Here is a 12,309-nt window from a genome sequence, read left to right on the forward strand (position 1 = left end):
AAAAGCATAGTGGTGCCCTGTAGGTTTAAAAAGGCTTTTTTAATGCAACTTTCACTTGTTTTGATTTGGCGCAACTTTTACTGCGAATGAGAATTTATTCACTATCAAGTTGGGAGCGCGCGCAGTGAATCGGCTGATCCACTGCGCGGGGAGATAAAATGATTAAGAAAAGAAAGCGATCAATACTGGGGCCAGTAAGCTTAGCAAGAAGCCGTGTACGATAGCGGCAGGAACCATCTCTAGCCCGCCACTGCGCTGCAATACCGGCAGGGTGAAGTCCATCGAGGTGGCACCACATAAGCCAAGCGCCGTGGAGCGGCTACTGCGGACCAAGGTTGGAATTAGCATAATTGCCACTAATTCACGCGCCAGATCGTTAAAGAATGCGGCACTACCAATTACAGGCCCAAATGCATCGGTCAGCAAAATACCTGACAGTGAATACCAACCAAAGCCAGAAGCCATCGCCAGCCCGGTTTTAACCGGCAAACCGATCAATAGTGCAGCAAGCGCACCACCAAGCAAGGCACTGATTGCCACCACAAATGCCACAATAGTGCCACGGCGGTTTAACACTATCTGGCGCAGCGTCATGCCACTGTTACGCAATTGAATCCCCACTAAAAATAGCAGGAAAATCAGCGCTAACTCGCTGCCTTTTGCGGCAAACTGCAACCACTCCCATTGGCTTAGCCCCAACAGGAAGCCAACAATAACCACGCCGCACAGTTTTAATGACTCTAGCGCCATATGCAGCCGTGAAGGTAATGCTTCCTGCCGATGAGTATTCTTCCAGGGTATTTTGCGTTCGAGCAAAAACAGTGCGAGCAAATTGGCACAAAAAATACACAGAAAAAAGATGCCGGTGTATTGGAAAATGAGCAGCAGATTAGCGCTGAGGTTTTCCAAAAAGGCCAGGCTGATCCCCATAAAAAATAAAATAACGTAAACCATCCAGCTTAATAAGCGGTTGATTAATTGAATTAATGGTTTGCGACTAAGTGGGATCAGATACCCAATAATTAACGGCAAAAGAATGATCAGTAATCCTGAATACACGAGTTATACCGTCCTATACCCTTCTTCATTGACGTTACTGCTGTGTTAGCGATACTCACTCACCCGGATCACTTACCTATGTAAGGTAAATTCATCAGGATGAATGAACCTCCTCGAGGCTCACTCTACGGGCTAGCATGAATGCTGTTCAAATCGGTTCGAGGCTGATTTGCCATGCGTTTGCTGCCTTGCTGTAACGCCAATGACTTTGGGTGTCATGAGCAGATGAATAATGGGCTGTGGCGCAATAAGCTATCTAAAATCAGAGTCAGAGTAAAGCAGCACGCAGGGTACCGCAGCACTTGACTCGTAAGGTTTTTTGCCCCTGGCGTTAAGACAATCGACTATGATTGCTGAGTTAACAGTGTTATCTGTAGTATCAGTATGAATAAATTCGCACCGGAGGCGTAGCATGTATCTTGAACGTGTTGATATTGTCGGTTTTCGCGGTATTAATCGTATTTCATTGAGCCTTGACGATAATACGGTGCTGATCGGTGAGAACGCCTGGGGTAAATCCAGCTTATTAGACGCGCTCACATTGCTTTTGTCCCCCGAACCCCAACTCTATCATTTTACCGTACAGGATTTCTATTATCCGGCAGGGGACGAGACGGCTAAAGAGCGCCACTTACAGGTTATCTTTACCTTTTGTGAGAAAGACATTGGTCATTGGCACTCCCCACGTTACCGCCATTTAGCCCCATTATGGATAAAAAATGATGATGGTCTGCATCGTATTTATTATCGGGTCGAGGGGGAGCTGGCTGATGATGGCACAGTGTGTACCTGGCGTACGTTCCTTGATTTAGAAGGCCAACCATTGTCTTTGCACGATATCGAAAAGTTGGCTCGTGGGGTTATTCGTATCCACCCGGTATTGCGATTGCGTGATGCGCGCTTTATGCGCCGGCTCCGTAGCAGCGCCGAAAGCAGCCATGCGCCTGATAAAGTGGCGTTGAACCAGCAATTGGATCAATTAAGCCGTGAGCTAGTCCGTAACCCGCAGAAACTGACTAATTCAGAATTACGCCAAGGACTGGAGGCGATGCGCCAACTGCTGGAACACTACTTTGCCGAATCTGGATCGCAGTCCGCTGGTTTGCGTAATCACCGTTATCGGCCACAACCGGAACGTGAAGCTTGGCTGGCTCTCGATAATATAAACCGGATAGTGGCTGAGCCGAACAGCCGCAGTATGCGGTTGATACTTTTAGGGATGTTTTCTACGTTATTGCAAGCTAAAGGGCCATTGAGCCTCGATCCCCATGCTCGACCACTGCTACTGGTAGAAGACCCTGAAACTCGCTTACATCCGATAATGCTGTCTGTTGCTTGGGGGTTGCTCAGCCAACTCCCTCTGCAACGGATTACGACGACAAATTCTGGTGAGTTAGTGTCATTAGTCCCGATAGAGAGCATTTGCCGATTGGTGCGCGAATCGGCAAAAGTCGCGACTTACCGTATCGGTCCTCGTGGCATGAGCCCTGAAGACAGCCGCCGTATTGCTTTCCATATCCGGTTCAATCGGCCATCAGCCCTATTTGCCCGCTGCTGGCTGCTGGTGGAAGGTGAAACAGAGATCTGGTTGCTTAATGAGCTTGCTCGCCAGTGTGGTTACCACTTTGAAGCTGAAGGTGTAAAGGTTATTGAGTTTGCTCAGAGTGGTTTGCGCCCGTTGCTTAAGTTTGCCAACCGGATGGGCATTCAGTGGCATGCTCTGACTGATGGCGATGATGCCGGTAAAAAGTATGCCGCCACAGTGCGTAATATGGCGGACAATGGGCGCGACCATGAGCGGGATCGCCTGACCATACTGCCGGCACCGGATATGGAACACTTTTTATACCGCGCCGGTTTTGATGATGTCTATCATCGAATCTCAGCAATTCCTGCCAATGTCAAAATGCAACCGCGCAGAGTAATTGAAAAGGCAATTCACCGCACCTCCAAGCCAGACTTGGCTATTGAGGTTGCCAGTCAGGCCAAAGAGAGGGGGGTAGAATCCGTCCCGCCATTGCTGAAAAAAATGTTCTCACGCGTCGTTTGGCTGGCGCGTGGCCGAGCCGATTAGCACCAGATAATGTCAAAACTGATTATGCCGCGTCACGAACAAAATGCGCGGCTAACGCGCCCTCTAATTGTGCGAGTAACGCATAGCGGCGGCGATATTCTGCCCGTTTTTTGCTAGCAATATCGTCAATCGGTTTACGCGCGATTTTGGTTGGTAAATTGAAATGGCCTTCTATGCACGGTTCCCCGCCAACAGACAGCCAAAAACTGTTGTAGTCAGCATGCAATTTTTCTTTTTTCTTGGCCCGATAGCGCCAGTTTTGATAAATGTGCGTTTCATTCCCCACCGCTTTAATTTGTGTTATCCCCATTAACTCTGCCAGACAGCATGCGGCTTCCAATACCAAACGTTTAGGAAATAGGCCATGACAAGCTTTAGTGCTGGTGTGAATTGCGCTGTGTGGTGTGCCATTATCTGCACCTTGTAACCCACCAATAAACAATGTTTTTTGCTGTTGGTAGTAAAACAGACTGAAAGTCAGCGCTGCCAGCGTTTGCTGTTGCTCATTTGCCAGCATCAGCGTAATTTCTCCTTCTTTATTGAGTTTGGGAATAACGCCCAAATAAAGAGAATACTTTTCCTCATTCTTGCCAATTAATTCAGCCAGTTTATAGGGTGACGTATGCAAGTAGTTGCGACGTAATGCCGCAGGCATACATTGGTTAATCAATAGGAAATGATCCTGCAATACCCCCAGTTTTTGACGATTATTTAGCGTGTTAGTCAGATAAGGGCGATGCAACTTACAAGGAAAATCGGGTTGTGTGCGCAGTATACTGTTTAGAAACGGTTGCTTAACCAGTACGCCCAATAAACGAAAGGTTAGTTTTGGGCTGATAAGGGTTCGGGCGATAAATTTAAGCCGAAACTGCAACTCTTGCCATGAGCCACCCAGAGCCTGACTACCTTTGAATAGCAATGTAATTAACCCCCAACGGTTAATATTATTGGGTATCGATGAGGTGTTGTTGATGTTATGCATGATTAAATCCGTAATATCACTGTATTCCTGACGCCATTCAAACAAACGGGAACTAAACAGAGGGTCAATGCATCTTAGATTTCACCTATAGCACGGCTGTATTGATATTTGGTTTAGTTAAATGAGAATTTCCGATGCTATTTTCAGCAGATTGAAAAATTAACGAATAAGGAAGGTAATTGATTTGATGCAGTTCAGTCGCAGTCAGCGCCGATGGTTTACCGTAATTGCCGTGTTAATTATCGGTGGTTTTTTCCTCATCAGACATCTGACGGCCCCGGCCCCGGTGCAATACCAAACAGTAAAAGTTGCCAACCGTGACTTGCAACAGAATGTTCTGGCAACCGGTAAACTTGATGCGGTGCGTAAAGTTGATGTGGGTGCACAGGTCAGTGGCCAGTTGGAAAAACTGTATGTGGAGATTGGCGATCAAGTTAAGCAAGGGCAATTGCTGGCGATGATCGACCCGCAACAGGCACAGAACCAAATTAAAGAAGTGGAGGCGACACTACAGGATTTGAATGCTCAGTTGGCACAGGCAAAGGCTGAAATGCAACTGGCCGCGGTCACACTGCGCCGTCAACAGGATCTGGCAAAATTACAGGTGGTATCACGTCAAGACTTGGATCAGGCCAGTACCAGTTTGGCAGTGAAAAAAGCGCAGGTAGAGACGATTAATGCGCAAATTAATAAGACTAAAGCCAGTTTGGATACAGCCAATATCAATCTCGATTACACCAAAATTTCAGCTCCAATGGATGGCGATGTAGTGCAAATCACCACCTTGCAGGGGCAAACAGTGATCGCTGCGCAACAAGCACCGAATATTCTGACGTTGGCGGATATGAGCACTATGTTGGTGAATGCGCAGGTATCAGAAGCGGATGTCATTCATCTGAAACCGGGGATGAAAGCCTCGTTTACCGTACTGGGTGATCCCGGCAAACACTTTGATGGGGTGTTGAAAGACATTCAACCAACACCAGAAAAAGTAAATGATGCCATTTTCTATTCGGCACGTTTTGAGGTGCCGAATCCTGATCGCTTATTGCGCCTGCAAATGACTGCGCAGGTTTCAATTCAACTTGCCAACGTAAAACAGGCGATGGTTATTCCGTTATCGGCCTTAGGTGATGAATTGGGAACTAACCGTTATCAGGTTGCGGTGCTGAAAGACGGCAAAGAAGAGAAACGGGAAGTGACTATTGGTATCCGTAATAACGTTGATGCACAGGTGATTTCTGGTTTGAATGTTGGTGACGAGGTCATCGTTAGCCGCGGTGGCACGGAGGAAGCCTAATGACGGTATTGCTTGAGTTAAACGGCATCCGTCGTAGCTATCAGTCCGGTGAAGAGACCGTGGATGTATTACAGGATGTCTCACTGACAATTAATGCCGGTGAGCTAGTGGCAATTATCGGTGCCTCTGGTTCGGGTAAGTCGACACTGATGAACATTCTGGGCTGTCTGGATAAGCCGAGTGCTGGTGTTTACCGCGTCGCAGGACAGGATGTGGCGGTATTAGATAATGATGCACTAGCGGCTTTGCGCCGTGAGCACTTTGGTTTTATTTTCCAGCGTTATCATTTGCTGCCGCATCTCAGTGCTGCACACAATGTGGAAGTTCCGGCGGTCTATGCCGGTTTGGGTAAAAACGAACGTCGCGAGCGGGCCAATATGTTACTCACCCGCCTGGGGCTGGGCGACCGTGTCGGGTACCAACCCAACCAACTATCCGGTGGGCAGCAGCAACGTGTCAGTATCGCCCGCGCCCTGATGAATGGCGGGCAGGTGATTCTGGCTGATGAGCCAACCGGTGCACTGGATAGTCATTCCAGCGTTGAAGTTATGGCTATCTTAAAACAGCTACAGCAGCAGGGGCACACGGTCATTATTGTTACTCATGACCCAACTGTTGCGGCTCAAGCTGAGCGGGTTATCGAAATAAAAGATGGCCGCATTATGGCGGATTCAGGTTCGAAAACGGTGCAAGCAGTGGCCGCTTCTGAGGCAATTAGTCTGACGCCACCGGCACCGTCATGGCAGCAACTGGCAGGCCGTTTTCGCGAGGCATTATTAATGGCCTGGCGTGCCATGTCGGCGAATAAAATGCGCACGGCCTTGACCATGTTAGGCATCATTATCGGTATTGCCTCCGTTGTCTCTATCTTGGTGGTTGGGGATGCGGCGAAGCAACTGGTTCTTGCTGATATCCGGGCTATTGGCACTAACACTATTGATGTCTATCCCGGTAAAGATTTCGGCGATGACGACCCCAGTACCCGGCAGGCATTGGTTTATGACGACATGGCCGCACTGAAAGCACAGTCCTACGTTAGTGCTGTATCCCCGACCATCGCAGGCAGTATGCGGCTCCGCTATGGCAATATTGATGTTGCCGCCAGCGTATCTGGGGTTAGTGAGCAGTATTTCCGGGTGTTCGGTATGAAACTCGAACAGGGAACGGCCATTACCCATGAGCAGGTTGAACGCCAGTCGCAGGTAGCTGTTATTGACCGCAATACCCAACGCCGTTTGTTCCCTCATATGAAGGATGTTGTAGGGCAAGTCATACTGGTGGGGAATATGCCTGCCACTGTCGTTGGGGTGGTGGAAGAAAAGCAATCCATGTTTGGCAGCAGTAAAGCGCTGCGCATATGGGTACCTTACAGCACCATGGCGAGCCGTCTGATGGGGCGTGCCTATTTTGATTCGATAACCATCCGAATTAAAGAGGGATATAGCAGTAAAGAGGCGGAGCAGCAGTTGGTGCGGTTGTTGACGATGCGCCACGGTAAGAAAGACATATTCACCTATAACATGGATAGTTTGTTGCAAACGGCGGAAAAAACTACCCGCACTATGCAATTGTTCCTGACACTGGTGGCAGTAATTTCATTAGTCGTGGGGGGGATTGGCGTGATGAATATTATGCTGGTTTCGGTGACCGAACGTACTCGAGAGATCGGTATCCGCATGGCTGTAGGGGCGAGATCCAGTGATGTTATGCAGCAATTTTTGATTGAAGCAATTCTGGTTTGTCTGGTCGGCGGAGCACTGGGTATCTCGCTATCTTTTGCTATTGGTCTGGTTGTGGAGATGTTCCTGCCTAACTGGCAGATAGCTTTCCCGCCGGTTGCATTGTTCAGTGCATTTTTGTGCTCTACAGTGATAGGCGTGGTGTTTGGTTATCTACCCGCGCGCAGTGCCGCTCGGCTAAATCCGATTGATGCATTGGCCCGTGAATAAATTGGCCCGTGAATAAATTAGCTTGTGAATAGATTAGTCAAAGGATTGATCTTGGTTCATATGGCCGCATATTAGAAGTATTAGAAATAAAAATGCCAGTCATCGTTGGCTGGCATTTTGAATCGTAATCGATGTTAGTAGCAACACGCCGCCTGGGAAATACCGTTGGCACCAGACTGTTTCGGTGATGGTATGCCCGCAGGTGCAGGCGAGTGAATGCGTGGTGTCAGGCCAATGCAGCGAGTTCCTGCGGTATGGCTTCTTGCAATATGACATCTAACCCGAGTGGAACTATCAGGCTGGCATGGTTTCCTTTTGGTCCCTGATGGACATCAAAGTTAACCATCTGACCGGCTTTTAATGTGCGGTAGCCATCCATCTGAATAGTTGAATAGTGAGCGAAGATATCTTCGCCGCCGCCCTCAGGGCAAATAAAGCCAAAACCTTTGGCATTGTTGAACCATTTAACAGTACCCGTCTCCATACTTCTACGTTCCTCGCAAGGCTATTCTAGTTTGAGATGAGGTAATCACTGGTTAAAGTGAGCGCGAATTGGTTAAAACTCCAACAGCTCACGAAAATACACTCTAGTGGAAATGGTCTTAACGTCAAGGGGAGGGCTTTTGTCTGACCGAGGCAGTTATTCAAAGTTTGATGTAGCTAACGCTATTGCGTTTATCTGGTTACAATTTAATCACTTTTAACGCAAAAAAACCGGCTTCTTTCTCTGGCGGCATTATGGCATAAGTGATGTTAAAATAATTATAGATATCTGCACGAAATGGTCTTATAACCGGAGTGAGGTATTGCTCCTGTATGGTTCTGTGAAACGATGGGCAGGCAATGGGCAACAATAACGACTGGCTGAATTTTGAACATTTAGTCAAAGATAAACAGAAAGAGGCGCTCAAACCGCCGTCTATGTATAAAGTTATACTTAACAACGACGATTACACACCGATGGAATTTGTGATTGACGTTCTGCAAAAGTTCTTTTCTTATGATATTGAACGTGCAACACAACTGATGCTCAATGTGCATTATCAAGGAAAGGCGATTTGCGGTGTTTTTACTGCCGAAGTTGCAGAGACAAAAGTCGCACATGTGAATCAATACGCCAGGGAGAACGAGCATCCATTGCTTTGTACGCTGGAAAAAGCCTGATTAAGGCAATTATTGGGAGGTGCCTATGCTCAATCAAGAACTTGAACTCAGTCTCAATATGGCTTTCGCCAGAGCGCGTGAGCACAGACACGAGTTTATGACCGTGGAGCACCTATTGCTGGCATTGCTAAGCAATCCGGCTGCGCGGGAAGCGCTGGAGGCGTGTACGGTTGATCTGGTGGCGTTACGCCAGGAACTGGAAGCGTTTATCGAACAAACCACACCAACATTACCTGTTAGCGAGGAAGAGCGTGACACGCAGCCTACGCTCAGTTTCCAGCGCGTGTTACAACGTGCAGTTTTCCACGTCCAGTCATCTGGGCGCAATGAAGTTTCGGGTGCCAACGTGTTGGTCGCCATCTTCAGTGAACAAGAATCTCAGGCGGCCTACCTGCTGCGTAAGCATGATGTCAGCCGTCTGGATGTAGTGAACTTTATTTCCCACGGCGCTCGTAAGGACGAACCGGGTCAGGCACCGAATGCAGAAAACCCGGTAAATGAAGAGCAGGCAGGAGGGGAAGACCGTATGGAAAACTTCACCACCAATCTGAATCAACTGGCTCGCGTGGGGGGCATTGATCCACTTATCGGTCGCGACAAAGAACTGGAACGTACTATTCAGGTATTGTGCCGTCGGCGTAAAAATAACCCGCTGTTAGTTGGGGAATCCGGTGTCGGTAAAACGGCTATCGCGGAAGGTCTGGCCTGGCGTATCGTGCAGGGCGATGTTCCTGAAGTGATGTCGGAATGTACATTGTACTCACTGGATATCGGTTCACTACTGGCTGGAACTAAATACCGTGGTGACTTTGAAAAACGTTTCAAAGCGCTGCTGAAACAGTTGGAAAATGATAAAGACAGCATTCTGTTTATCGATGAAATTCATACCATTATCGGCGCAGGTGCTGCCTCCGGTGGGCAAGTTGATGCAGCTAATCTGATTAAACCACTGCTTTCTAGTGGCAAAATTCGGGTCATTGGTTCCACCACTTACCAGGAATTCAGCAATATTTTTGAAAAAGATCGGGCGCTGGCCCGGCGTTTCCAGAAAATTGACATTACTGAGCCGACGCCGGAAGAGACCGTTCAGATTATTAACGGCCTGAAGCCGAAATATGAAGCACATCATGATGTGCGCTATACCGCGAAAGCGATACGCGCAGCGGTGGAGTTGTCGGTTAAGTATATTAATGACCGCCATTTACCGGATAAAGCCATTGATGTGATTGATGAGGCTGGTGCGCGTAGCCGCCTGATGCCACTTAACAAACGTAAGAAAACTGTCAATGTGTCAGACATTGAATCAGTAGTGGCTCGTATCGCCCGTATTCCTGAGAAAACCGTCTCTGCCAGTGATCGTGATGTGCTGAGAAACCTGAGTGACCGGCTGAATATGTTGGTGTTTGGTCAGGATAAAGCCATTGATGCGCTCTCTGAGGCGATCAAAATGAGCCGCGCAGGATTAGGGCATGAGCATAAGCCGGTGGGATCATTCCTGTTTGCAGGCCCTACGGGGGTGGGTAAAACGGAAGTTACGGTGCAATTGGCCAAAGCGTTAGATATCGAACTGCTGCGTTTTGATATGTCCGAATATATGGAGCGCCATACTGTCAGCCGCCTGATTGGTGCGCCTCCAGGTTATGTAGGCTACGATCAAGGTGGTCTGTTGACCGATGCGGTTATCAAGCATCCTCATGCAGTTTTGCTGCTGGATGAAATTGAAAAGGCCCATCCAGATGTGTTTAACCTGTTACTACAGGTGATGGATAACGGCACTCTGACGGATAACAATGGGCGCAAAGCCGATTTCCGTAACGTCATTTTGGTGATGACCACCAATGCTGGTGTGCGCGAAACGCAACGTACCTCCATTGGTTTTAAACAGCAAGATAACAGCACTGACGCGCTGGAAGAGATCAAAAAAGTGTTTACCCCGGAATTCCGTAACCGGTTAGATAACATTATTTGGTTCAACCACTTGTCACCTGCCGTTATCCAGCAGGTCGTCGATAAATTTATCGTTGAGTTGCAGGCGCAATTAGATGCTAAAGGCGTGTCATTGGAAGTCAGTGAAGAAGCACGTAATTGGTTATCTGATAAAGGCTATGACAAGGCGATGGGCGCACGGCCAATGGCGCGGGTAATTCAGGAGAATCTGAAGAAACCGCTGGCCAACGAGTTGTTATTTGGTTCTCTGGTTGATGGTGGCTCGGTCACTGTTGGGCTGGATAAAGAAAAACAACAACTGGCTTATGAGTTTCAGAGTGCGCAAAAACGTAAAACTGAAGGTGCCGTTCATTAAATGTAATATGCCCCCAATAGCGAGTATCGGGTGATATAGACGTTACACCGTTACAGCGTCAAGTATATCGGGCAATAAAAAAGGGCGATAAGCTATAAACTTATCGTCCTTTTTGTTTTCCACAATTAGTGACTTTGCATTTCACTATTGATTTCACGATGAATAAACCTACTCAATCGGTAAACAAAAGAAAACGCAAAACGCCCTTGCCATAAATGGGAAGGGCGCCGGAGGGGGACTACATCCTCAGAGCTCGCCAGTCTTAAACTGACGACAGATTAGCCGATTAACGGCTACGGAAGACAATGCGGCCTTTGCTCAGGTCGTACGGGGTCAGCTCTACAGTGACTTTGTCACCCGTCAGGATGCGGATATAGTTTTTACGCATTTTACCGGAGATATGAGCGGTTACCACGTGCCCGTTTTCCAATTCAACGCGGAACATGGTGTTCGGCAGCGTATCAAGAACGGTGCCCTGCATTTCAATATTGTCTTCTTTGGCCATCGAATCCTCTAGGTGTAACTACCTTAGTTTTTAACCGGCAAGATAATGCCGAAAAACCCACATTATGTAAAGAAGTGTTGGCGGTCATCGCACCATTTCAGCAAAATTAGTCTGCCGGTAAGAGGGGATAAAGCCTAATGTGGGGTACTTTCTCAACGGTTGATCTTTACTGCATCGTGGATGAAAAATTCAACGATTGCGGTAACCAGCATTCAGCCGGTAGTGGACTAAACTGGAGTTGACTCAACTGCTGCATAAAAAAGTTTCGTGGGATCTCAATCGCACCCAGCGACGCAGTGTGAGCGTTGAGGACCTGACAGTCAATCAGTTCTCCACCCTGACGGGTAAAATGATGACAAAAAACCATTAATGCGCTTTTTGAAGCATTGTCAGCTCGGCTAAACATCGATTCTCCACAAAACAGTTTACCCATTGCAATGCCATACAATCCGCCAACCAGTTCATTTTCCAACCAAACTTCAACCGAATGCGCGTGCCCTAGGGCATGTAATTGGCAATAAGCTTGCTGTACATCTTCACCAATCCACGTCCCCTCATCACGTTGCGAAGCACAAGCTTTGACGACATCGGCAAAAGCATGGTTAAGCGTGAGGTGATAAGGGCAACGGCGCAGAAAGCGGCGCATACTGCGGCTAATATGCAAATCTTCTGGGAATAACACCGCGCGCGGGTCCGGTGACCACCATAAGATCATCTCCCCAGGGCTAAACCAAGGGAAAATCCCTTTCTGGTAAGCTGCCAGCAGGCGAGGAGCGGCTAAATCGCCCCCAAGAGCCAGCAAACCATTAGGTTCGCGCAGTGCCAGCTCAGGTGAGGGAAAGGCAAATGATTGAGAAGAGAGCTGTGTGATGCGCATAAATCCCCCTGGTAATATCTTCAGGCCCATCGCCTTCGAACTTAAAATCACAGCATTGTTAGCTGCCATGCTAAGTTCGTTGGGTATAATAAATAAC

The 12,309-nt window shown here is 48.0% G+C and carries 10 protein-coding genes; 5 read left to right on the forward strand and 5 right to left on the reverse strand.

Annotation, left to right across the window (positions count from 1 at the left end; translation table 11 throughout):
• Positions 1–162: 162 nt before the first annotated feature.
• Positions 163–1,059 carry a lysine exporter LysO family protein gene (locus A6J67_RS11750; RefSeq protein ID WP_005184751.1) on the reverse strand — a complete coding sequence of 299 codons (897 nt, stop codon included), beginning with the start codon at positions 1,057–1,059 and terminating at the stop codon, positions 163–165.
• Between the two features lie 412 nt (positions 1,060–1,471).
• On the opposite strand from A6J67_RS11750, the gene A6J67_RS11755 reads away from it, so the two are divergent.
• The gene (locus A6J67_RS11755; RefSeq protein ID WP_005184749.1) at positions 1,472–3,133 is read left to right on the forward strand and encodes an ATP-dependent endonuclease; all 1,662 of its coding nucleotides are present in this window, start codon (positions 1,472–1,474) and stop codon (positions 3,131–3,133) included.
• 22 nt (positions 3,134–3,155) lie between these two features.
• Here the strand turns inward: A6J67_RS11755 and A6J67_RS11760 are convergent, their stop codons facing one another.
• Positions 3,156–4,115: a VirK/YbjX family protein gene (locus A6J67_RS11760; protein WP_042568234.1), complete on the reverse strand. Its 960-nt coding sequence runs from the start codon at positions 4,113–4,115 to the stop codon at positions 3,156–3,158.
• Positions 4,116–4,302: 187 nt separating this feature from the next.
• Between A6J67_RS11760 and macA the strand changes: the two genes are divergently transcribed.
• Positions 4,303–5,415, forward strand: coding sequence for a macrolide transporter subunit MacA (macA, locus tag A6J67_RS11765; RefSeq protein WP_050074039.1), 1,113 nt, complete (start codon positions 4,303–4,305; stop codon positions 5,413–5,415).
• Entirely contained in the window at positions 5,415–7,364 is a 1,950-nt protein-coding gene (gene macB / locus A6J67_RS11770; RefSeq protein ID WP_005184744.1) for a macrolide ABC transporter ATP-binding protein/permease MacB, read from the forward strand. Before macA ends, macB begins: the two co-directional genes overlap by 1 nt.
• A 226-nt stretch (positions 7,365–7,590) precedes the next feature.
• On the opposite strand, the gene cspD is transcribed toward macB, so the two are convergent.
• Complete coding sequence (cspD, locus tag A6J67_RS11775; RefSeq protein ID WP_005184741.1) at positions 7,591–7,848, reverse strand: cold shock-like protein CspD; 258 nt, start codon at positions 7,846–7,848, stop codon at positions 7,591–7,593.
• Between the two features lie 359 nt (positions 7,849–8,207).
• Between cspD and clpS the strand changes: the two genes are divergently transcribed.
• Together clpS and clpA are read left to right on the forward strand one after the other, a co-directional pair.
• Positions 8,208–8,528, forward strand: coding sequence for an ATP-dependent Clp protease adapter ClpS (gene clpS, locus A6J67_RS11780; protein WP_005184739.1), 321 nt, complete (start codon positions 8,208–8,210; stop codon positions 8,526–8,528).
• Positions 8,529–8,553: 25 nt separating this feature from the next.
• Positions 8,554–10,830 (forward strand): ATP-dependent Clp protease ATP-binding subunit ClpA, encoded by a 2,277-nt coding sequence (clpA, locus tag A6J67_RS11785; protein ID WP_005184736.1) that lies wholly within the window; start codon positions 8,554–8,556, stop codon positions 10,828–10,830.
• 286 nt (positions 10,831–11,116) lie between these two features.
• On the opposite strand, the gene infA is transcribed toward clpA, so the two are convergent.
• Together infA and aat are read right to left on the reverse strand one after the other, a co-directional pair.
• A complete protein-coding gene (gene infA, locus A6J67_RS11790; protein ID WP_002211347.1) occupies positions 11,117–11,335 on the reverse strand; it encodes a translation initiation factor IF-1 in 219 nt (72 codons plus the stop codon).
• A 166-nt stretch (positions 11,336–11,501) separates the two neighbouring features.
• Positions 11,502–12,212 carry a leucyl/phenylalanyl-tRNA--protein transferase gene (aat, locus tag A6J67_RS11795; RefSeq protein ID WP_032906183.1) on the reverse strand — a complete coding sequence of 237 codons (711 nt, stop codon included), beginning with the start codon at positions 12,210–12,212 and terminating at the stop codon, positions 11,502–11,504.
• Positions 12,213–12,309: the final 97 nt, after the last annotated feature.

Origin of the sequence: Yersinia sp. FDAARGOS_228 (genome assembly GCF_002073315.2) — a bacterium.
Taxonomy (GTDB): domain Bacteria; phylum Pseudomonadota; class Gammaproteobacteria; order Enterobacterales; family Enterobacteriaceae; genus Yersinia; species Yersinia intermedia.

What these genes read in the sequence shown, in the direction of transcription:
- macA (WP_050074039.1), top strand. Translation starts at nt 4,303, where the DNA reads ATGCAGTTCAGTCGCAGTCAGCGCCGATGGTTTACCGTAATTGCCGTG.
- macB (WP_005184744.1), top strand. Translation starts at nt 5,415, where the DNA reads ATGACGGTATTGCTTGAGTTAAACGGCATCCGTCGTAGCTATCAGTCC.
- A6J67_RS11755 (WP_005184749.1), top strand. Translation starts at nt 1,472, where the DNA reads ATGTATCTTGAACGTGTTGATATTGTCGGTTTTCGCGGTATTAATCGT.
- clpA (WP_005184736.1), top strand. Translation starts at nt 8,554, where the DNA reads ATGCTCAATCAAGAACTTGAACTCAGTCTCAATATGGCTTTCGCCAGA.
- cspD (WP_005184741.1), bottom strand. Translation starts at nt 7,848, where the DNA reads ATGGAGACGGGTACTGTTAAATGGTTCAACAATGCCAAAGGTTTTGGC.
- A6J67_RS11760 (WP_042568234.1), bottom strand. Translation starts at nt 4,115, where the DNA reads ATGCATAACATCAACAACACCTCATCGATACCCAATAATATTAACCGT.
- infA (WP_002211347.1), bottom strand. Translation starts at nt 11,335, where the DNA reads ATGGCCAAAGAAGACAATATTGAAATGCAGGGCACCGTTCTTGATACG.
- clpS (WP_005184739.1), top strand. Translation starts at nt 8,208, where the DNA reads ATGGGCAACAATAACGACTGGCTGAATTTTGAACATTTAGTCAAAGAT.
- aat (WP_032906183.1), bottom strand. Translation starts at nt 12,212, where the DNA reads ATGCGCATCACACAGCTCTCTTCTCAATCATTTGCCTTTCCCTCACCT.